Origin of the sequence: Streptomyces sp. NPDC090798 (genome assembly GCF_044768965.1) — a bacterium.
Classification (GTDB): Bacteria; Actinomycetota; Actinomycetes; order Streptomycetales; family Streptomycetaceae; genus Streptomyces.
In genome coordinates this window covers 84,053-104,371 of sequence record NZ_JBIVXA010000028.1, presented here as the reverse complement: position 1 = coordinate 104,371, position 20,319 = coordinate 84,053, and the positions used below count along the sequence as shown (strand labels likewise).

Below are 20,319 nucleotides of genomic sequence, written 5' to 3'. Positions count from 1 at the left end.
CCCCTTATTCTTGGGGCCTTTCTACGCACTCGCCCTCGAAGACCGGGGCGGCCGGGAGACCGCTCGGGTCATGTGCTTCCCGACATACACGGACCTGCCGGCCGCTCTCAACCTTGGGTGTTCGACCGCGTCCGACGGTCCCGGCCGGCCCCGCGAACTGCCGGGCAGGACGGCCATGCGGAGGGGGCTGCGGCTCAGCAGGCCTCCGCCGGTGCGCCGACGGGCAGTCCGAAGTACGCGCGGGCCGCGGTCTGAAGCACGGCGGGCCTCCCGGCGGCGTCGTCGAGCCGGGATTCGGCAAGGAAGCTGAAGTGGTTCTTCTCCCACTCGGCGTAGCCGGCGCCGTCCGGCGGCTCCTCCTGCGTCACGACGCGGTAGCCGCCGTCGGTGTCCCGCTCCAGCCGCACCACCTGTGGGACGTGAGCGCCGCCGCACTCCACGAGGGCACCGTCACGCACCCCGTACTCCAGGCACAGCGTGTCGACGCCGGCCCGCACCAGGTCTCCGTGCTCCTGGAGGTCCAGTGCTTCCGCCCGGCAGAACCACCTCGCCCTGAGGGCAGGCATGCTCTCCCCATAGCCGCTCCCCGCTGCCTGAGCCACGAGCCGCGTCTCGATCACCGGTCGCACCTCGGCCCATAGCCGTGCGTCCACGCCCGCCGGCCACCGCGCCCACGCCCCGTCGCCAACAGCACTGCCACGGCTCCCACTCCGGGCCCCACATGCGTACGGACATGACCGCGAGCTCCTCACCGTGCCGCGCACACCGCGCCGCTCCTGCCGGTCAAGACACACTACGCGGGGTTGTGCCCGAGGTCTGCCCGAGGACTCCTCGCCTCCCCTGCGAAGGGTGTCCGGTGTCCCGTGCCGGTCACCGCGTGCAGCCCGGACAAGCCCCTGACCAGGCCGGACAGGCCACGGGTGTCCCGGACATGTCCTGGACACTTCAAGCCATTGATGACCTCGAACACCCCGGCCAGCCTTTCGGTCTGTCAGCCGGACCCGCCTTCGGGTCCGGTACGGATCGCAAGGAAGGAAGCACGGGATGTCTGCGATGAACACGGTGAAGACCACAGCCGTCGCGGGGGCGGCCCTGGCCATGACACTGGGGAGCCTCGTCATGGCCGCCCCAGCTCACGCGGCGACCGCTCCGGGGGCACTGATCGCCGAGCAGGCGCTGGGCCAGTACACGAGCGGCAACGCCGAGGTGCGGAAGCGGAAGTACGAGGGGGACGCCAAGGACGGCGACACCGAGAGGAACAACTGCAACTTCTACACCGGCTTCTGGACGGCGAAGGCGAACCTCCAGTGGGATCACACCAGCGCTCCCCGCACCGGCACGATCGTCAACCGCCAGGCGTGCGGGACGAGCAAGGGCTACATGTACATCAAGGTCAACGGCACCTGGACGAAGACCTGGACCAGCGTCAAGTGGACCTCGCGCGCCTGGTGCGCGGATTTCGCCAAGTACACCTGGTACTGGGGCAAGGCGAAGATCACCGGCCTGAACGCGGCGGCCGACTCCTTCCGCACGTACGGCAGGTCCAATGGAACCTGGCACACCAAGGCGCAGGTGGTGACGAACACCTACAAGCCGAAGCCCGGTGACGTCGTGAGCTACGACGACAACGGTGACGGCCGAGCCGACCACGTGGGTGTCGTGACCTCGTACGACTCCGCCAGGAAGGTCTACAACTCCGTGGAGGGCAACACCTCGCTCGAGCAGCTCACCTACAAGAAGACCCAGGCCGCCACGGCGGGCAGGGTCCTCGGCTACACCTCGCCGAAGGCGCGATAGCCGTCCGGTGACGTTGTCCTGAAAGGGTTTTGTTCCATGGCAGAGCCACGACAAGTATGGATCGCATGGAACAGAGGTCGCTCGCGTTGCAGGAGTTACGGACCGCGGCTGAGCTGAACGCGGAGCTGCGCGAGCTGAAGGCGCGCTCCCGGCTGACGTACCGACAGCTGGAGGAGCGCGCCGCCCGGCACGGGGAGCTGCTGCCACGCAGCACGCTGGCCGACGTGCTGCGCAACGGCTCGCTGCCGCGACCGGAACTGCTGGCCGCGTTCGTCCGCGCCTGCGGGGAGGGCGATGACGTGGACGAATGGCTTGCCGCCCGGCAGCGGGCCGCCGAATCTCCGGCGCCGTCCTCGGAGAGCGCCCCCTCGGTACCGAACGTCCCGGGCCCGGTCCGGCGACTCACCCGCGCCCGCCGCACGCGCGTCGCCGCCGTGTCCTTCGTGGCCGTCGCGCTGGTCACGGCCGTCTCCTGGGCCGCCCTGCGTGACTCCGGCGGCTCGGGGGCGTCCGGGTCCCCGGCCACGTCCGCGCCGACGTCCGGGTCCACGCGGCTGCCGCGCGACCAGGTCCTCATCCGGCCGCTCGGATCCCCCGGCCTGTGTGTGACGGACGGACAGGTGGCGGACAAGCGGTACGGCTCCCTCGTGGCCGTACAACGCCCCTGCGGTGAGACGGAGCCGCAGACGACGTCCCTGGAACGAGTGGGCAGGAACGCCTACCGCATCTCCTGGTTCCGACCCGACCAGGGGAAAGGCTGCCTGAAGGCGCTCACCTCCGGTCCCGGCAAGGGTCTGCTCGAACCCTGGGAGGCGTGCGACCGGACCACTGCCTTCCGCTTCGTACCCATGGAGCCCAAGGAGCCCAAGGAATCCGGGGGATCTCGGGATTCCGGGGTCTCCGGGAAGTCCGTCGGCCGGACCTATCTGATCCACGTGACCGACGAGAAGTGCGTGGGCATCAGAGCCGCGAGCACCGTCGCGGGCGCGGAGGCCGTCGTCGAACCCTGTTCGGGCACGGACGCCCAGCTCTTCGTCGTCGAAGCCGCGCTCTGAGCCCGGCCGTGGTGGACGAACGGCCGACCGAGACCGCACTCCGGCACACGGGAAACTTCCGCGAGATCAAGCCCGTGGGCAAGGTAACTTCGTCCGGGCCATTGGACGGGTGGCAGGGGATCGTGCCGCTCGGACGGGGCCAGGACCGGGCCGGCGCGCCTATCCTCGCCGCATGGCATGCCGAATCAGCGAACTCGTCATCGACGCGGAGGACCCTGGTCGACTGGCCGCATTCTGGTGCGAAGTGCTCGGCTACGTCGAGCTGGCTCGAGAAGGTGACGGCAGCATCGAAATCGGCCCGCCCGGCGTCGGATTCGGCGGCGCACAGCCAACCCTCGTCTTCAACGCGGGCCGCGACCCCCGGCTCGGGAAGCTCCCGCTGCACATCGATGTCAGCGCCACCGACCGCGACCAGGACGCCGAGCTGGCCAGGTTGCTCGCGCTGGGCGCCAGGCCTGTCGACATCGGCCAGACCGGAGAAGAGAGCTGGCATGTCCTTGCCGACCCCGAGGGCAACGAGTTCTGTCTCTTGCGCACGCGGCTGAAGCCCATCTGACGTTCCGCCACATCGATCGAGGTACAGCGGACGGGTGACTGACTCCCTGGTCGGGGTGAGGTAGCCAGTGCCCCTACCCCTGCCCGACCCCGGCGCAGCCGCTGGACCGCAGCGGACGCGCCCCGGTGGCACAGCCGGGGCACGCCTCCACCCGTATGCGGACCGAAGTGGACGGGTTCCTGGAATCCTGGAGGGGATTGGGCGGGAACCCGTCGGTCCCCAGGGGTCATAGGCGGGGTTCTGCGATCGGTTGGCCCTGGAGTCCTGGCCCGGACAGGACACCAGACAAGGAAATGGCCAGCCGGTAGCTTTCAGGGCTTCGTAGCCGAAGTCTTCTTCGGTTGGCCAGGCACGGTCTTGGCCTTGTCGAGGTGCCCGTACACCGTCGACCTCAGTACACCGGACATGTCGGTGAGCTGCCGGACGCTCTTCTCCCGCTCGTCGTAAAGCCGTTGGGCGAGCGCGGCCTGGTAGCCGGTGAGCTTGGGCCGGCGCCCGCCGACCCGACCGCGGGCCCGCGCCGAGGCAAGGCCGTCGTTGGTGTTCGCCACGATGAGCTCGCGCTGGAGCTCGGCGAGTACGGACAGCGTCCCGAACACCGCGCGGCTCCCGATGCTGGCGGTGTCGATGCCGTCGGCCGGCCCCCGGTCAGTCCGTGCGCCGCTGCGGTTCGGACAGCCCGGTGCCGCTCTCGGTGAGAGCCGTGCGCGCGGCCTGCAGCAGTTCTTCGGAGATCGGGTTGCCCCGGGTGGCGCGGGCGAGGACGAGGGCACCGACCATGGTGCAGAGCTGGGCCATGCCGTCGTCGTCGCCGGTGGCCAGCCGAGCGGCGCGGTTGCGTACCCCCTTGATGTAGACGTCCTGGGCGCGGGCGGTCTGGTCGGGCTCGCGCCCCAGGTCAGCGGCGAATCCGGAGACCGGGCAGCCCTCCCCCGCGTGATCGCGGTGCCAGATCGAGAGGTACTGCTCGATCAGCGTCCGGCGGGCGGCCTCGTGGTCCCCTGAGTGGTCCTCGATCACCACCGGCGAGTGTGCCGCCGGATCGTCGAAGGCGTGGACGATGGCCTCGTCGACCAGGTCCTCTTTGGATGCGAACTGCTTGTAGAACCCGCCATGGGTGAGCCCTGCGGCCTTCATCAGGTCGGCGACGCTGACCGCGGTGCCTTTCTCGCGGAACATCCGGGAGGCGGTGGCTACGACGCGCTGCCGGTTCTCCTGCGCCTGCGCCTGGGACACACGGCCCACGGAATCACTCTCCTCAGATGGATGTCACTTGCCATCTATCCTAGCCTCCATTTAGATTGCGAGCGACATCTATTTGAGGCCGATGAGATCACCCGGCGGGTCGAGCAGGGCCTTGCGCTGCCTCCCACCGTCTGAGGCCGACCGAGGCCGAACGGCCTCCGCCCTGCAATCGCCGCACCACCGACAGCACTGGAGACGCCTGTGGCATCGCCACCCGCCCCCACCGAGTCCTCGACGCCCGCGGCGTCGACACCACCCGTGCCCTCCGGACCGTCCGCCCGCCGGGCGGTACCGGTGCGGGCCTGGCTGCAACCAGCGATCGTCGGATTGATCGTGGTCTCGGCCTTCGTCGCCTGTTACGTGGGTCTCCAACGCGACCCCCAGCCGCACGGCGTACCGCTGGCCGTGACCGGGCAGCGACTCGCCACCGAGGTCCGGCATACGCTCGGCGACCGCGTCGACGTGCACCAGGCAGCCGACGCCGCCTCGGCGCGCCGCGCGGTACTCCACCGTGACGCCGTCGCGGCCCTCGGTCCCAACGGTGACGGCGGACTGCGGCTGGACGTGGCCGGAGCCAACGGTCTGTCCACCACCAACGCCGTCACCGGCCTCGCCGCCGCCTATGCGAAGCAGTCGGGGCAGCACCTGGAGACCACGGACATCGTCCCGCTGGCCAAGTTCGACAGTCGTGGACTGTGCGGCTTCTATGTGGCGTTCGGTGTGACCCTCGCCGGGTTCGTCCTCGGCCAGAGCACCCTGGGCCTCGGCCACGTCCTGGCCCTGCGCCACCGGTTCCGGCTGATATGGGGCTTCTCGGTGGCCTGCGGCACCATCGCGTCCGCCATCGCCGGACCCGTCATGGGAGCCCTGCCGGCACCGTTCCTGCCTCTGGCGGGTGCGCTCGCGCTACTGGCAGCCGCGGCAGCGTTCACCACCAAGCTGCTCGGCACCTGGCTGGGACCGATCGGCGTCCCGGTGGCCACCCTGCTGCTGCTCACCATCGGCAACTCGACCAGCGGCGCCACCATCGGCGTCGTCCTGCTGCCCGGTCCGGCCCGCATCGTCTCGGGGCTGCTTCCGCCCGGCGCCGCCATACGGGCCGTCGCCGACCTCAGCTACTTCGGCGGTGCCCACGTCGCCGGCCCACTGATCACCCTCGCACTGTGGGCCGTACTCGGGGCGCTCCTGGTGGGTCTGCGGTCCCGGCGGGTCGCCGCCCGGGGCTGAGCGCCCGCTGCCCGGGACGCGGGGGAGGAGGGCCCCCGCCGCCGACTCGCCGCTCGCCCTGTGGAAGCGGCGACCCGCGAGCCCGGAGTGGATCAGCGGTGACATCGCCGCGGCCAACGCCTTGCCATCAGCTCCGCTGACGCCCTGATCGCACCTCAACCCAGATATTCCATTACTCCGAAGGAGATCGACCGATGGTTGCCAGCAACCTTGTTCTCATCGCCGGCGCCGGTGGCGTGGGCCGCACGGTCATCGAGCAGCTACGCGCGCAGGACGTGCCGGTCCGCGTGATGGTCCGCCGCGACGACGATCGTGCTGCCGAGCTGCGCGCACTCGGTGCGGAGGTCGTCGTCGGCGATCTGACCCGACCCGAGACCGTCGCCGCCGCGCTGGAGGGTGTCGGGCGGATGTACTTCGCGATGCCCGTGTCACCGGACCACCTGCTGGCGGCGACCGTGGTGGCCTCCGTCGCGAGGGAGTACGGGAAGCTGGACGCCCTGGTCGGGCTGTCCCAGATGACGGTGTCGCAGATGACCGCCACCAGCACCGAGGAGTCGCACCAGCAGCGGCTGCACTGGCTGGCGGAGCAGGTACTGAACTGGTCCGGCCTGCCCGTGGTGCACATCCGGCCGACGTCGTTCCTGGACACTCCGTTGTTCACCACGCTGGCGGCGCGGTCGATCAGGGAGAACGGCACCATCGCGCTGCCGTTCGGCACCGGGCGGACGTCGCCGGTCGCCGTGGAGGACGTCGCCCGGGTGGTCGCCACCGTGCTGCGCGACCCGGCTCCGCACGTCGGACAGGTCTACGAGCTGACCGGGCCCCGCTCGGTCGACATGAAGGAGCTGGCAGAGGAGTTCTCGCGGGGGCTGGGACAGCCGGTGACCTACGTGGCCGTGCCCCCGGAGAGGTGGGAGGCCGAGCTCCCGAAGCTGGGGATGCCGCCTCACCTCGAACAGCACGTCGCCGTCATGGGCCGACTGCACCGCGAGAACCGCTACGACCGCACCGCCGACGGCGTCGAACGGGTGACCGGCGTACCCGCCCGGACGATCGAGGCGTTCGTGGCCGCCCGCAGGGACTTCTACCTGGGCTGAGCCGCCCGGCCAAGGCCGGCCGCGGACGCGAAGGCGTTGTTCTTCGTCTTCGACGACGGAACAGCTTTGGCGCGGGCGCCTGCCCAGGCCGCGGATCCCCCTACGTTAGGGCAGCGTCGGGCGTCCGCTTCTCCTCCCTTTCCTCCCCCTCGGCGAGCAGCGCGTCGAGGACGTTCAGGGCGCGCCAGGTCCGTGTCATTCCGAACGGCGCGGTGACGCGGACGGCGGCACGGACCTCATCCGGTGTCGCCCCCGCACCCAGTGCGCGGCCGACGTGGGCGCGGAAGCTTTCCTGAAGGGTCTGGTAGAGGACGTCCACCGTCAGCGTGGCGAACGCCCGTTCGCGGACGCTGATGAGGGACATGCCGGCCCGCATGCGCGACTGCAGGTCCATGTAGTCGGCCAGGGCCGGGTCGAGGGCTTGGACCTGGGCGCGCATCGCCGCGGGAAGCGGGCTGCCCTTGCCGTCCGCGTTCACCTTGTGGCCCTGGCCGGTCGGTCCGGGCAGGTCGTGCTCGCGCTCGATCTCGGCCAGCCGCACCAGCGCGGCCAGTGCCGCCGGGTATCCGCTGTCGTAGGAGATGAAGCGGAGCAGTTCGCGCAGGTCGTCGGCGTCGATGCCCTGGTCCAGGGCGGCTCGCACATGCAGTTCGTACGGCACTCCGAGGACCTGTGCGCACACGTCGGCGACGAGGCTGACCAGGATGCGCTCACGTGGTGTCAGTTCCGGCCCCTCGCCGGCGAGTCGAAAGCTCGCGGCGGTCATCTCCGCGAACACCGGGTCCAGCTCGACGATCGTGCTCTGGGTCGGCAGTGTCATGGCGACTCCCCTAAGTGAACACCTGTAGTGCTACGACTGTAGCCCTACAGGACGTCCCCTACAATGCCGAACCATGGACGCGACCACCCCGGCCCGGAAGACCGCCCGGACCACCTCGCGCGGTCGCAACCCGCGGGGCCAGGGCGAGCGGCTGCGCGCCGAGATCGTCGACTCGACGCTGCGACTGCTGGACGAACTCGCCGACGACGAGGCCCTGTCGCTGCGCGCCGTCGCTCGCGAGGTGGGTATCGCCGCGACGTCCGTCTACATCCACTTCGCCGACCGCGACGCGCTGGTGCTGGCCGCGCTGGAGCGCTGCTACACGGACCTGCTGCGCGCGGTGGACGAGGCGGAGTCGGGTGCCGCCGACCCGGTGGCCGCGCTGCGCGCCCGCACGACGCTGCTCGGCGCGTGGTCGCGCGAGCACCCGGGACTGTACAAGGTGCTGCACGAGAGCACACTCAACCGGCGCACGGACATGTCCTTCAAGGAGGAGATGGCCGGGCGCACGACCGCTGCGATCCGTCGCTGCATGGACGCGGGGCTGGCACCGCGGGGCGACGCCGAGACCGTATCCCTGGATCTGCGGACGGCCGTCCATGGCGCGGTGTCACTGCGCGTCAATCAACCAGAGCTGCCCTGGCCCCCGTTGGAGGAGCAGGTCGACCGGTTCCTGGCGAAACTGGTCGGTGTGCCGCCCGCGAAAGGGTGACGGAGCGGCGCGGCCCACCGTCGCTCACCGACTCAGCCGCCGGAGGACACCGGTGGCAGGGGCGTGTCGTTCTGTCGCAGTTCGACCAGCAGTTCGTTCTGCCCCGCCAGCAGCTCCGTGAGGATGCGGCGGGCCGCGCGCAGGAGCTCCGCGACGTCACCGCCGGCCAGCGCGTAGCTGACGGTGGAGCCCTCACGGATGGACACCACGATGCCGGAACGACGCAGGACGGCCAGCTGCTGCGACAGGCTGGACGGCTCGATGTCGAGGTCGGCGAGCAGGTCCCGCACCGGGACGGGGCCGTGTTGCAGCAGCTCGAGGACCCTGATGCGCACGGGGTGTCCCAGCATGCGGAAGAACTCCGCCTTGGCCTGGTAGAGGGGGACCCGCATCGGTGCTCGCTCCCTGCCGCGTGGGGATGGTCGTCACCTGGTGCGACGGCGCCCTGAAGGCGCCGCCGCACCATGTGTCCGTCGCCGCCGATCCTTCTCGCTCATGGCCGCGCGCATCCACTTGTTCGGAGGATGCTGATGTGGTGACTTGAAGAAGTCTTCACATCGTGGGCGCACGTCGGGCCGAGAATCCGGCCGGCCTAGACTTCCAGCTGCTCCTCGACGCGCTTGAGTTGGTGGCGGGCCATCGCCAGGTTCGAACGCGCCTTGTCGAGCACGAGGTAGAGGAACAGACCGTTGCCGGTGCGTCCGGCGACCGGTCGGATGAGGTGGTACTGCGTTTCGAGAGTGATCAGGATGTCTTCGATCCGGCTCTTGAGCCCCAGTTGCTCCATGGTCCGCACCTTCGCGCGGACGACATCCGTGTTTCCCGCGGCAGCGATCGTGAGGTCGAGGTCCTTGCCCCCGCCCAGCGTGCCCAGTGCCATGCCGCTGGTGTAGTCGACGACGGCCGCCCCCAACGCCCCCTCGGCCGCGGTCATCATCTCCTTCAGCGACACATCCACACTCGCCATAGCGCCTCCCCTTGGTTGTCGGCTGTGCGGTGGGATCGGCGATGCCCGTCCCGCCGCGTGACCGCACCGTATGCGGGCGACCGAGGCGCCGACGGGGGTATCTCCGAGGCTGACATCTGGCGATCGGAGATGAGCGCGACGGCGTCGTTTCTCGACTACTACTGCCCCATTGCGGCCAGTGTGGCGAGGGTGGCGTCGAGGTCGGTGGCACGGGGCTGGTTGAGCGGGAGCCTGGCCAGGACACGGGCCATGGCGCAGCTGCCACTGACGGCCGAGTGGACCAGACCTCCGGCGACGCCGACGGACAACCATCGGGCGGCCGACCGGCGTTGGCCGGCCGCGAGTCCGGCGAGGACCAGGGCCCCGGCGACGAAACGGACCTGCCGGTCCATGGGCCAGACGCCGCGGTCGTCGGCCGGGCGGTGCAGGCCGTGTCCGTGCCGGCTCCAGGCGGTGGTGCCGCCGGTGAGGGTGGCGGCGGGGATGCCGTGGGCGGCGAGGGTGGCGCAGGCCTGCGCGGAGCGGGCGCCGGAGGCGCACACCATGGCGAGGTCACCGCGCTCGGCGGCGGACCTCAGGACGGGGACGGCCGCGTCCAGACGGTCCAGGGGGATGTTGTGGGCGCCCGCTATGTGGCCCGAGGCGTACTCGCCGGGGGTGCGCACATCGATGACGGTCAGCTCATGGAGCCGGGCGTGGGCCTGGTCCGGGGCGAGGGAAGTGGGGGTCACGGGAATTTCCTTGTCTTTCTGGGGCTTCACCCCCACGGACAGGATACCCGCGGGGGTATATCGAGGGAGCGCTTGTGGAACTGGCGGGACGGCTGCCGACCTGGCCGCCGACGGTGACCGTGAGCGGACGCGGGCCCGTTTGGCGAAGCTGTTCCTGTCCCTGGCGTGAGTCCGCCGGGACCGGCCGGGGTCAGGTCAGTGCGTCGACGAGCATGAACGCGGCCACCGCCAGCAGGACCACGGCGAAGGTCCGCTGAAGGAGGGTGCCCGAGACCTTTCCTGCCAGGCGTTTGCCGTCCCAGGCGCCCAGGATCGCGGTCCCGGTGAAGGGTGCGATCAACGTCCAGTCCAGGCCCGACGTCGTGGCACCGCGGGTGAGCAGCGAGGCCAGCGAGTTGACCGAGATGATCAGCAGGCTGGTGCCGACGGCGGCCGGCATCTCGAAGGCCAGGACGGTGACCAGGGCCGGCACGGCGAGGAACCCGCCGCCCACCCCCAGCAGTCCGGTCAGTGCGCCCAGCCCGGCTCCGGTGCCGAGGGCCTTGGCCGGCCGAACCGCGCCGGGCTCCGTGGAGGACGTTGCCCGGGAGGGGCGCAGCATGCGGGTGGCCGCCAGGGCGGCGACGGCGGCGAACGCGGCGATCAGCAGCGGCTGCGGCAGCCGGGCCGACGCCGCTCCGGCCGCCACGGCCGGGAGGATGCCGGCGGCCGCGAACAGAGTGCCGGCCCGCCACCGCACATGGCCGCAGCGGGCGTGGCCGAACAGGGCCGTGAGCGAGGTGGCGGTGACGATCAGGAGGCTCGCGGTGGTGGCCGCGGCCGGGGTGAAACCGAGCAGGTAGATCAAGGCGGGCACGGCGAGGACGCTGCCTCCGCCACCCAGCGCGCCCAGCGCGAGACCGACCAGGCCCCCCGCGACGAGCGCGAGAACGAACGCGCTCACGCTATGGCACCGTCGTCTCCGTCCGGGCGGGCCGCCGGCAGACCGGCCCGCGCCCGGGCGACCATTCCGCCGGTGACATCGGTGGCCTTCGTTCCACGGCCGGTCAGGATCTCGACGGCCTGCCGCGAGCGTCGGCCGGAGCGGCGGATCGCCACGACTGGCCCGCCCTGAGCGGCTGGTGGCAGCGCCTCCCCCGCCACCAGCCGGGACAGGGGCCGGTGCGGCGCATCCGGTGCGTGTCCCGCCTCCCACTCGGCGGTTTCACGGACGTCGAACGGGACGACCCGGCCATGGGCGGCCCGCTGGTGGGCCCGGACAGGGCCGAGGCGACGGGAGGCGCGGCTGCGGAAGAACATGGGTTCATCACTCCGAAGGGGTGGTACGGCGGGGGGAGCCGTCCGTGCGGGACCGACTGAGGGGCAGTCGGTACGGGACCGGGCTCGGTCGGGACCGGGTGCGGGTCAGGCCACGCAAGACCGCCGAGGGTCAGTCCGTGCCGGACCAGGTGCAGGTCCGTCCATGCCGGTTCAGGTGAGAGTCAGTCCGTGCTGGACCAGGTGAGAGTCAGTCCGGCCTCGACGGCGGCGGCGAAGCTGTCGTCGACGGCGACCACGCCGCGGTCCGTGGCGTCCAGGAAGGAGGCCGCGATCGCCGCGCGCATCCCGCCCGCGCAGTACACCCACACCTCCCCCGCGGGCACCTCCCCGAGACGACCGGGCAGCTCATGGATGGGTATGTGCACCGAGCCCTCCACGCAGCCGCCCGCGCGCTCGGAGTCGCGCCGCACGTCGAGCACCACCACGTCCTCGCCACGGCCGCGGCGGGCGGCGAGGTCGGCGAAGGTGGCGCGCGGGAAGGACCGCGGCTCCACTCCCCCGGGCACCCAGTCCCGCGGGCCGCCGGTGGCGGCGGCGACCGGCCGGTCGATGCCGACCCGGGCCAGCTCCCGCTGTGCCGCGGCGATCCGCTCGGGTGTGTCGGCGAGCAGCGTGACGGGCTTGCCCCACGGGATCAGCCAGGCCAGGTAGGTGGCCGGCTTGCCCTCGCCCTCGAAGTTGTAGGAGCCGGCGACGTGCCCCTGGGCGAACGCGACACGGTTGCGCAGGTCGACCACCCACTCTCCGGCCGCCAGCCGCTGGGCGATCTGTGCGGCGTCGGCCGCACGTGGCGGGGTGAGGTCGACGGGAGCGGGGCCCGCGGCGTTGGCCGGACCCATGTGCGCGTAGTACGCCGGGACGTCGTCCAGACCGTCGAGCAGGTCGGCGACGAAGGTGTCCACGTCGCGGGTGAGGGCTTCGTTGGTCTTGCGTTCGCGCCCGATCGTGGAGGTGTCCCCCTCGGCCTGGGATCCGGAGCAGAAACTGCCGAACCCGTGCGTGGGCAGCACCGGCACCTCGTCGTCCAGTTCCTCGGCCAGACGGTGGGCGGATGCGTGCTGGGCGCGGGCCAGTTGCTCGGTCAGCCGCGGTTCGACCAGGTCCGGCCGCCCCACCGTACCGATCAGCAGTGATCCGCCGGTGAAGGCGGCCACGCCTCGCCCGTCCTCTTCCAGGACGTAGGACGTGTGGTGCGGGGTGTGGCCCGGGGTGGCCAGTGCCCTCAGGGCCACACCCCGGCCGACCGTGACGGTGTCGCCGTCGGCGACCGGGGTGCGGGCGAAGGACACCGAGGCCCCGGCCGGGACCAGATAGCGGGCACCGGTGACCCGGGCCAGTTCGAGCCCACCGCTCACGTAGTCGTTGTGCAGGTGCGTCTCGGCGACGTACACGATCCGCACGCCTCGTCGGGCGGCCGCGGCGATCACCTGATCGATGTCCCGCGGGGGATCGATCACGACCGCCTCGCCAGGGCCGCCGGCCAGGTAGCTGCGGTTGCCCAGGCCCTCGAACTCAAGGGTGTCGACGAAGAACACGGGTTCGACTCCTTCCGGATTAAAGTACCCCGGGGGGTATCTGACGGCCACCGTAACAGAAATACCCAGGGGGGTATCCCGGGATATGCGCGGAGGTGTTTCAGGGACGGCCACCGGCCAGTGACCGTGAGCGACATGAGTGGCGCGAGTGATGTGAGTGATGTGAGTGACGTCGGGGGCGCCCTAAACGAGGCCCTTGAGCATGCCGCGCCAGTACAGAGCCGGCAGGCCGTACCGCTTGAGCAGCCACATGTCACGGCGCTCCTTGGTGGTGTCCAGCAGGGGGATGCTGGGGGCGGGGCGCTGGTCGTAGTCGAACTCGGCGAGCAGCACCTTGTCGCGGGCCGTGACCAACGGGCAGGACGTGTAACCGTCGTAGCGGCGCTGCTCACGGTGCTCGCCGTTGATCTCGGCCAGCAGGTTGGCCACCAGGACGGGCGCCTGCTTGCGGACGGCGGCGCCGGTCTTGGAGGTGGGCAGGCTGGCGACGTCGCCGAGGGCGAAGACGCCGCGGTGCCGCGGGTGTTGCAGGGTGTGCTTGTCCACTTCGACGTAGCCGTAGGGGCTCGCGGGGTCGGACAGCGGGCCGCGCTTGACCCAGTCGGGGGCGCTCTGCGGCGGTACGGCATGGAGCAGGTCGAACGCGAGGCCCTCCTCGGTGCCGGTGGAGTGGTCGGCCACGGTCAGCCGGCGGGCCGCGCCGTCGACGGCGGTCATCTCGGAGTTCAGCCGGACCTCGATGCCGTAACGCTCGGCGACGCGTTCGAGGGCACGGCGCCAGACCGGTACGCCGAACATGGAGTCGGCGGGCAGCACAAGGACCACGCGGATACGGTCCAGTACCCCTTGTCTGCGCCAGTGGTCGGCGGCCAGATAGGCGATCTTCTGGGGGGCGCCACCGCATTTCACCGGGCCGCTCGGCTGGGTGAAGACCGCGGTGCCCGAGCGCAGGCCACGGATGAGTTCCCAGGTGTACGGGGCGTACTCGAAAGCGTAGTTGCTGGATACGGCACCGTGTCCGACGGCGGCATCGAGGCCGGGGATCGCGTCCCAGTCCAGCTGGAGACCGGGGGCCATCACGAGGTGGTCGTAGCCGATGGTGCGGTGCGCGGCGGTGGTGACGGTCCGCGCCTCGGGTTCGACGGCGGTGGCGGCCTCACGGATCCAGCGCACCTGCCTGGGCATGACGGAGGCTTCGGGGCGGCGGGTGACACCGAGTGGGGCCCGGCCGCCGCCGACCAGGGTCCACAGCGGCTGATACCAGTGGACGTCGGCCGGTTCGAGCACCGCGACGTCAAAGACACCGGCGCGCCGCAGGCGGGCCGCGACGGTGATGCCCGCGGTTCCACCTCCGACGATCAACACCTGGAAGTGGTCGCGGTCCGCGCCGGAGGCGGAGTGGAGGGAGGGCATGGCGGGCTCCTCGCAATCCTCGGAATATACCCCCGGGGGTATTGAGCGAACCCGATGCTAGGCCACGCCGGACGACGGGACCAATGCGCGGTCGATTAATTGCCAGTCAAGTAAGGGGAGTTGACGTACATGACGACTGTCGGCTAGGTCGAGGCGGTGAGGACCGGCCGTGGAGCGTGTCGGCGCGCGAAGGCGATCCGCCCGTCGAACACGGTCCGGTCGACCTCGACCGGTGTGGCGTCGTGGAAGTCGACACGGACAGCCGATCGCCGTCCAGTACGCCCAGGTCGGCGGCCTTGCCCGGCTCGACCGACCCCTTCCGCTCCTCGGCGAAGTCCTGGCGGGCGGTAGCCGAGGACGCCGACTCGGACACCGAGGGGCTGCGCTTCCGCGAGGCTTGGTCCGACGCCAAGCGGGTGCGCCCCGCGGGTTTCCGCGACGGGTTCACGGGGGCGCCGCGCCACCGGGGGCCGTCAGGTCGGCCTGATCCATCTCCTGACGGAACGCGGCGAGCTCCGCGACGTGCGCGGCGACGTCGTCCTGGCCGACGCGTACGACACCGATGCCCGCCATCTGCCGACCTCACCTGCCGACCTCGGTATGCCCGCCCTCGCTGCGGGTAGAGCGGTTCCGTGTGCTGCTGCGGGCGTTCGACACCGCGGGCGGCATGCGGCTGCGGCCGTCGTGGCAGGTGGAGCGCGGCTGGTACCACGCGCTGCGCCGCCCCGGCCGCCGTCGTACGGGACACGGCCCTGCCGCAAGCGCCGCCGTGTCAGCTCATGGTGAGCACCATCCGGAAGCGGGCGGCACCGGAGAGCATCTTCTGGTACGCCTCGTCGGTCTCGCCCAGCGTCACGACCTCGGTCATCGGACGGATGCCGTGCAGGGCGCTGAAGTCCATGGTGTCCTGGATGTCCTGCGAGGTGCCGCTGGGGTGGCCTCTGACGACCTTGCCCGCCATCAGCAGCTGGGCCGGGGTGATGCCGAGCGGCTCCGCGTCCAGGCCGACGACCACCAGCTCACCGCGGGGACGCAGGCCGTCCACGGTCGCGGTGATGGCGGCGGAGTTCGACGCGGTGGCCAGGACGACCTGTGCGCCCCCCAGGGACTGAAGCGCCTCGGCGACCGGAGTATCGGCCGTGCTGTCGATGTAGTGGTGCGCGCCGAGCTGCTTGGCGAAGTCGGCCTTGTCGGCACCGCGGGCGATGGCCACGGTCTCGAAGCCCATCGCGGCCGCGTACTTCACCCCCAGGTGCCCGAGGCCGCCGATGCCGAGAATGGCGACCAGGTCACCCGGCCGTGCCGGGCTGCGCCGCATGCCGTTGTACACGGTCACGCCCGCGCATGCCAGGGGCCCCGCGTCGGTGGCCGCCAGCGCGTCGGGGATCCGGGCCAGCGCGTCCACGGGTACGACCACCGTCTCGGCGTAGCCACCGTCGTACGCCCATCCTGGGACCCGCAGGTTCTCGCACGCGATGAAGTCGCCCTGCCGACAGGGTGTGCAGTGGCCGCACGCGCCGCCGAACCAGCCCACCGCCACCCGGTCGCCCACCTGCCAGCCCCAGTCCCGCGTCCCCTCGCCGAGCTCCGCGATCCGCCCGGCGACCTCATGCCCGGGGACCACCGGGAACGTCACGCCGGGAACGCCGGCGTTCACGAAGAAGGTATCGCTGTGGCACACCCCGCAGGCGTCGACGGTGACCCGTACGTGTCCCGGGCCCGGCTGCGGCACCTCACGCTCGACGACCTCGAAAGAGCCGCCGGGGGCGGTCACCTGCGCGACGCGATAGCTAGTCATCCGGATCCCTGCCTTGGAGAGTCGGTCTGATCTCGAAGCGCTCCGCCCTCAGGTGCTCACGGGGGCCGGTGACAGGCGCGCGGGCCGCACGCGGACCACACACGAACCCGACCGGCTCGCGTCACTCCGGTGGTGGCTGTTGTCGGTCGGCGGCCGGGCGGGATCCGCTTGCCGAGCCTCGGCAGGCCACGGGCGGACGGGCGCGGGTAAGCTCACGCTACTTCAGGTCACAGCAGGACGCTCGGCGAGTACAGGCCGCCGACCGCGAGCCGCCACCCCGGCCCCGCCGCCAGGGCCGCCCGGGGCGCCCGCCACCGGAGCGGCCCCGGCGCGACGAGCGGCACACCTCCGGCCGCGACCTCTCGCACGCGCGGTCGACGACCAGCCGGACGGGAGCGCCGTCCGCCGCCCCTGCCGCACGGCGACGCCCCATCGCCAGATCCGCCGGAGCCCCACCTGCCGTGACCTGCCCGCCCCGGACAGAAACCCACCCCGCGCCGCTACGGCTGTCGCACCCGATCCTCCACCGGCGCCCGCATCGAGCGCAGCCGACCGCCATGGATCGGTGTCGTGTGCCAGCGCACGCTGAACGTGCCGGCCGGCAGCGAACAGGTCACGGTCAGTCGGTGCGGGGTCTCCAGGAACAGCACGTCGAGGCTCAGGGTGTCCTGGTCCCTCCAGCCTCCGCTGACCGCCGTGGGCGGGCCGTCCGCGTCGACGGTCCAACCGGTCGCGCCGAGCCGCAACCCGAGGAGCTCGTCGTCCTCCGCGAGCGACACACCCCAGCCCTTCCCGTCCGCGTCGGCCGTGACCGTGACGCCCGTCAGGGTCCGCTGCTGCGGGCACTCACCGTCCTCCGGTGTGAACACGGCGCTCCTCCAGTCGTCACCCCGCGCGGGCGGCTCGGGACTCGCCTCGACCGGTGGCAGGGCCAGCTCCGCGAGGCGGCGGCGCACGCCCTCGTCCGCCGTGCCCGCGAGCGGTTCGGCGTCGAACGCCGGGAGGAGGTGGCGCCACACCAGGTTCAGCAGACCCTGCATGTCCTCGGCCGCCGCGGTCGTCGCGATCACGGCGTCGTGCTCGGGCAGGACGAGACAGAACTGCCCGTACGCGCCGTCGCCGCGGTACCCGTGCCTGCTCCTCCAGAACTGGTACCCGTACCCCTGTTGCCAGTCCGACAGCGCCCCCTCCTGCGTACCGTCCGCGGTGGAGATGTGCGCACGGGTCGCTTCCGCGATCCATGAGGACGGAAGCAGCCGCTGCCCCTCCCAGACCCCGTCCTGCAGATAGAACTGGCCGAGCCGGGCGATCGCGTCCGTCGTGGCGTGCAGACCGCTGAAGCCGAGGTCACGCCCGGGCGGCCGCTGGAGCCAGGCCGTCTCGCCGATGCCCAGCGGGTCGAAAAGCCGGGGCCGCAGATACTCCGTCAACGACTGGCCGGTCAGACGCTGGATGATCGCGGCGAGCGTGTACGTGCAGGGCTGGTTGTAGGCGAAGACGGTGCCGGGTTCCCGGTCCGGCGGGAAGAGCAGGAAGCCCCGTACGATTTCGTCGCGGTCGCGTCGGATCGAGGTCGCGTAGGTCTCTTCGAGGTGGCCGCTGGCCATGGCGGCCACGTGGCGTACGAGCATGGCGCGGCTGCGCGGGTCGGTGATGTCGGCCTCGAACTCGGGGAAGTACGAGATCACGGGGGCGTCCAGGCGCAACAGGCCTTCGGCGACGGCGAATCCGGCGGCCGTGGACGTGAAGCTCTTGCTGAGCGAGTAGAGCAGGTGGCGGCGGTCGGGTGTGTACGGCGCCCACCAGCCGGAGGCCACGAGGTGCCCGTGGCGCAGGATCATCAGGCTGTGCGGTTCGATGTCCGGCGCCGCCTCGACGGCGTCGAGGAAGGCATGGATGCCCGCGGCGTCCACCCCCTCGGCGGCGGGGGTGCTGGCGGGCAGAGGACGGGAGCTCATGAAGGCTGCCTCCGGGCGGCTCGGGCGGTGATGGAGCGGAGCACTGTGGGCATTTGCCATCTTTCCGTCGGCGGACACCGTCTGTCCACGAGGTGTGTGCAGGACTCTTGAGGCTGAAGTGGCGTGATGCGTAGGATCATCGACACCGGAATGAAACGTTTCAGCGCCCACAACGGTGCCGACACCATGTGGGAGATATGGCCGCTCGACTCCCGTTCCGGGACCACTACTTCCTGGGCACCGTGGTGCAGTGGCTCTACGAGAACGTGGCGGGTCTGCGCCCCGGCGACGCGGGCTACCGCACCGTCACGGTCCGCCCGGACGGCCGTACGGGCGTGGACTGGGCCCGCGCCTCGGTGCGGACCGTGCGCGGCCAAGCGGCGGCCGCGTCGTCCGTCGTGGACGGGACGACCCGGCTGTCGGTGGGAGTACCGGTCGGGGCGACGGCGGAGGTGCACGTCCCGGCGGCCCACCGCTCGGCCGTCGCGCCGCCGGCCGGCGCGAAGTGGGTGCGCTCGGAGCCGGGATTCGTCGTGTACGCGGTACCGCACGGGAGTTGGGAGTCCGTGGCGCGCGTCTGAGTCACGTACGGGGACGCCGCGGCACGTCGGCACGGGCAGGGGCGAGGGGTTGTGCGGGCCGTGTCAGAGGGTTGCGCAGGCGGTGTGGGGGCTTGTCGGATCGCCGCCATAATGCCGGGATGATCAACCCCTCCCCCACATCCGCGCCGGCACCGCGCGTCCCCGTCGTCATCATCGGTGCCGGACCGGCCGGGCTCACCGTCGCCAACATCCTGCGGGCCGCGTCCGTCGACTGCCTGGTCCTGGAGACCGAAAGCCGGGAGTTCGTCGAACAGCGGCCCCGCGCCGGCTTCATCGAGGAGTGGGCGGTGCGGGCGCTGCGTCAACGGGGGCTGGCCGACCGGCTGGCGGAGCGGGCGCAGGCGCACAGCGAGTGCGAGTTCCGGATCGACGGCGAGCAGCACCGCTTCCGGTACGCCGCGCTGACCGGGGACCGGCACTTCGTCTATCCGCAGCCGCTGCTGGTGACGGACCTGGTGCGCGAGTACGCCGACGTGAGGGGTGGCGAGATCCTTTTCGGCGTGCGGGACGTGGCCCTGCACGGCATCGACGGCGACCGGCCCGCGGTGCTCTACACCGATCCGCAGACGGGTGGGCGCCGGCGGATCGACTGCGACATCGTCGTCGGCTGCGACGGCGCGCGCGGAGTGACCCGCACCCATGTGACCCCGGGCCGGGGCACGGTGGCCCGGTACGACTACGGGGTCGGCTGGCTGGCGCTGCTCGCCGAGGCTCCGCCGTCCAGCGACTGCGTCGTTTTCGGTGTCCACCCGCGCGGATTCGGCGCCCACATGGCCCGCAGCCCCGAAGTCACCCGCTACTACCTGGAGGTGGCGCCCGGCGAGGACCCGGAGAACTGGTCGCACGACCGCGTCTGGTCGGAGCTGCACGCCCGGCTGTCGGCCGCCGGAGCCCCACCGCTCACCGAGGGACCGCTGATCGAGAAGCGCGTCCTCGACATGCACAGCTACGTCGTGGAGCCGATGACGTACGGGCGGCTGTTCCTGGCCGGCGACTCCGCGCACCTCGTCGCGCCGATCGCCGCGAAGGGCATGAACCTCGCGCTGCACGACGCCCTGCTGCTGGCCGACGCGCTCGTCGCCTACTACCTGAGGGGGGACGCCGACGGACTGCGCGGCTACTCGGCGGCCTGTCTGCGGCGGGTGTGGGAGTACCAGGAATTCTCCCAGTGGCTCGCGGAGTTGCTGCACGGACCGTCCTCGGGCGATCCCTTCCGGGCGGGTGCCGCGCGAGCCCGCCTCCGACGGATTCTCGGCTCACCCGCGGCGGCGGCCACCTTCGCCGAGTCGTACATCGGCAAGGACACCGGCCCGATGTCCACGACGACACCGTGCGATGAGCCCGCGCTGGGGATGTGACGACAGGAAGGTGACGACAGGACCTAGGCCGGAATTCCTCGCACGGGTGCGCTACGCGCAAAGAATTCCGGAAAACGGGGCCCCGGAATCGCCCGCCTTTGAACACACAACGTCACACCCGCCGTACA

Annotated in this window: 22 protein-coding genes; 8 read left to right on the top strand and 14 right to left on the bottom strand. The window is 71.3% G+C overall.

The genetic code is table 11. From position 1 onward, the window contains the following. Positions 1-194 precede the first annotated feature (194 nt). The gene (locus ACIQTP_RS40475; protein ID WP_403409500.1) at positions 195-566 is read right to left on the bottom strand and encodes a hypothetical protein; all 372 of its coding nucleotides are present in this window, start codon (positions 564-566) and stop codon (positions 195-197) included. Between the two features lie 478 nt (positions 567-1,044). Here ACIQTP_RS40475 and ACIQTP_RS40470 point away from each other — a divergent pair, with 478 nt between their 5' ends. The 3 genes from ACIQTP_RS40470 to ACIQTP_RS40460 all read left to right on the top strand — a co-directional run bounded on the left by ACIQTP_RS40470 (position 1,045) and on the right by ACIQTP_RS40460 (position 3,408). Further along, on the top strand, positions 1,045-1,797 hold the full coding sequence (locus ACIQTP_RS40470) for a CHAP domain-containing protein (protein WP_403409497.1): 753 nt from the start codon (positions 1,045-1,047) through the stop codon (positions 1,795-1,797). A 65-nt stretch (positions 1,798-1,862) separates the two neighbouring features. Beyond that, positions 1,863-2,852, top strand: coding sequence for a hypothetical protein (locus tag ACIQTP_RS40465; RefSeq protein WP_403409494.1), 990 nt, complete (start codon positions 1,863-1,865; stop codon positions 2,850-2,852). Between the two features lie 172 nt (positions 2,853-3,024). After that, positions 3,025-3,408: a VOC family protein gene (locus ACIQTP_RS40460; protein ID WP_403409491.1), complete on the top strand. Its 384-nt coding sequence runs from the start codon at positions 3,025-3,027 to the stop codon at positions 3,406-3,408. A gap of 311 nt (positions 3,409-3,719) precedes the next feature. On the opposite strand, the gene ACIQTP_RS40455 is transcribed toward ACIQTP_RS40460, so the two are convergent. Next, a complete protein-coding gene (locus ACIQTP_RS40455) occupies positions 3,720-4,037 on the bottom strand; it encodes a recombinase family protein (RefSeq protein WP_403409566.1) in 318 nt (105 codons plus the stop codon). A gap of 19 nt (positions 4,038-4,056) precedes the next feature. Beyond that, positions 4,057-4,653, bottom strand: a complete 597-nt coding sequence (locus tag ACIQTP_RS40450) for a TetR/AcrR family transcriptional regulator (protein ID WP_402032586.1) — start codon at positions 4,651-4,653, stop codon at positions 4,057-4,059. A gap of 201 nt (positions 4,654-4,854) precedes the next feature. On the opposite strand from ACIQTP_RS40450, the gene ACIQTP_RS40445 reads away from it, so the two are divergent. Then, on the top strand, positions 4,855-5,880 hold the full coding sequence (locus ACIQTP_RS40445; protein WP_403409488.1) for a hypothetical protein: 1,026 nt from the start codon (positions 4,855-4,857) through the stop codon (positions 5,878-5,880). A gap of 194 nt (positions 5,881-6,074) precedes the next feature. Next, the gene (locus ACIQTP_RS40440; RefSeq protein ID WP_403409485.1) at positions 6,075-6,977 is read left to right on the top strand and encodes an NmrA family NAD(P)-binding protein; all 903 of its coding nucleotides are present in this window, start codon (positions 6,075-6,077) and stop codon (positions 6,975-6,977) included. Positions 6,978-7,077: 100 nt separating this feature from the next. Here ACIQTP_RS40440 and ACIQTP_RS40435 read toward each other — a convergent pair whose 3' ends face one another. After that, positions 7,078-7,797: a carboxymuconolactone decarboxylase family protein gene (locus ACIQTP_RS40435; RefSeq protein WP_403409482.1), complete on the bottom strand. Its 720-nt coding sequence runs from the start codon at positions 7,795-7,797 to the stop codon at positions 7,078-7,080. Positions 7,798-7,870: 73 nt separating this feature from the next. Between ACIQTP_RS40435 and ACIQTP_RS40430 the strand changes: the two genes are divergently transcribed. After that, entirely contained in the window at positions 7,871-8,509 is a 639-nt protein-coding gene (locus ACIQTP_RS40430) for a TetR/AcrR family transcriptional regulator (RefSeq protein WP_403409479.1), read from the top strand. A 32-nt stretch (positions 8,510-8,541) separates the two neighbouring features. Here ACIQTP_RS40430 and ACIQTP_RS40425 read toward each other — a convergent pair whose 3' ends face one another. The 10 genes from ACIQTP_RS40425 to ACIQTP_RS40380 form a co-directional block, all read right to left on the bottom strand. Then, positions 8,542-8,901 (bottom strand): ArsR/SmtB family transcription factor, encoded by a 360-nt coding sequence (locus ACIQTP_RS40425; protein WP_402032598.1) that lies wholly within the window; start codon positions 8,899-8,901, stop codon positions 8,542-8,544. Positions 8,902-9,101: 200 nt separating this feature from the next. Then, positions 9,102-9,476 (bottom strand): hypothetical protein, encoded by a 375-nt coding sequence (locus tag ACIQTP_RS40420; protein ID WP_402032600.1) that lies wholly within the window; start codon positions 9,474-9,476, stop codon positions 9,102-9,104. 158 nt (positions 9,477-9,634) lie between these two features. Continuing rightward, complete coding sequence (locus tag ACIQTP_RS40415) at positions 9,635-10,207, bottom strand: rhodanese-like domain-containing protein (RefSeq protein ID WP_403409476.1); 573 nt, start codon at positions 10,205-10,207, stop codon at positions 9,635-9,637. A gap of 190 nt (positions 10,208-10,397) precedes the next feature. Beyond that, positions 10,398-11,150 carry a sulfite exporter TauE/SafE family protein gene (locus tag ACIQTP_RS40410; protein WP_403409473.1) on the bottom strand — a complete coding sequence of 251 codons (753 nt, stop codon included), beginning with the start codon at positions 11,148-11,150 and terminating at the stop codon, positions 10,398-10,400. Beyond that, positions 11,147-11,506, bottom strand: a complete 360-nt coding sequence (locus ACIQTP_RS40405; protein ID WP_403409470.1) for a rhodanese-like domain-containing protein — start codon at positions 11,504-11,506, stop codon at positions 11,147-11,149. The genes ACIQTP_RS40410 and ACIQTP_RS40405 overlap by 4 nt, the downstream gene beginning before the upstream one ends. 182 nt (positions 11,507-11,688) lie before the next feature. Then, positions 11,689-13,062 carry a rhodanese-like domain-containing protein gene (locus ACIQTP_RS40400; protein WP_403409467.1) on the bottom strand — a complete coding sequence of 458 codons (1,374 nt, stop codon included), beginning with the start codon at positions 13,060-13,062 and terminating at the stop codon, positions 11,689-11,691. Between the two features lie 183 nt (positions 13,063-13,245). Beyond that, entirely contained in the window at positions 13,246-14,475 is a 1,230-nt protein-coding gene (locus ACIQTP_RS40395; protein WP_403409464.1) for an FAD-dependent oxidoreductase, read from the bottom strand. Between the two features lie 444 nt (positions 14,476-14,919). Beyond that, on the bottom strand, positions 14,920-15,048 hold the full coding sequence (locus ACIQTP_RS40390; RefSeq protein WP_403409461.1) for a hypothetical protein: 129 nt from the start codon (positions 15,046-15,048) through the stop codon (positions 14,920-14,922). Positions 15,049-15,247: 199 nt separating this feature from the next. Further along, positions 15,248-16,273, bottom strand: a complete 1,026-nt coding sequence (locus tag ACIQTP_RS40385) for an alcohol dehydrogenase (RefSeq protein WP_403409458.1) — start codon at positions 16,271-16,273, stop codon at positions 15,248-15,250. Between the two features lie 500 nt (positions 16,274-16,773). Continuing rightward, positions 16,774-18,231 carry a serine hydrolase domain-containing protein gene (locus tag ACIQTP_RS40380; RefSeq protein WP_403409455.1) on the bottom strand — a complete coding sequence of 486 codons (1,458 nt, stop codon included), beginning with the start codon at positions 18,229-18,231 and terminating at the stop codon, positions 16,774-16,776. A 197-nt stretch (positions 18,232-18,428) separates the two neighbouring features. Between ACIQTP_RS40380 and ACIQTP_RS40375 the strand changes: the two genes are divergently transcribed. Both ACIQTP_RS40375 and ACIQTP_RS40370 read left to right on the top strand, forming a co-directional pair. Continuing rightward, positions 18,429-18,812 (top strand): alpha-L-rhamnosidase C-terminal domain-containing protein, encoded by a 384-nt coding sequence (locus ACIQTP_RS40375; protein ID WP_403409452.1) that lies wholly within the window; start codon positions 18,429-18,431, stop codon positions 18,810-18,812. 119 nt (positions 18,813-18,931) lie between these two features. Continuing rightward, the gene (locus ACIQTP_RS40370) at positions 18,932-20,191 is read left to right on the top strand and encodes a 4-hydroxybenzoate 3-monooxygenase (RefSeq protein WP_403409449.1); all 1,260 of its coding nucleotides are present in this window, start codon (positions 18,932-18,934) and stop codon (positions 20,189-20,191) included. Positions 20,192-20,319 lie beyond the last annotated feature (128 nt).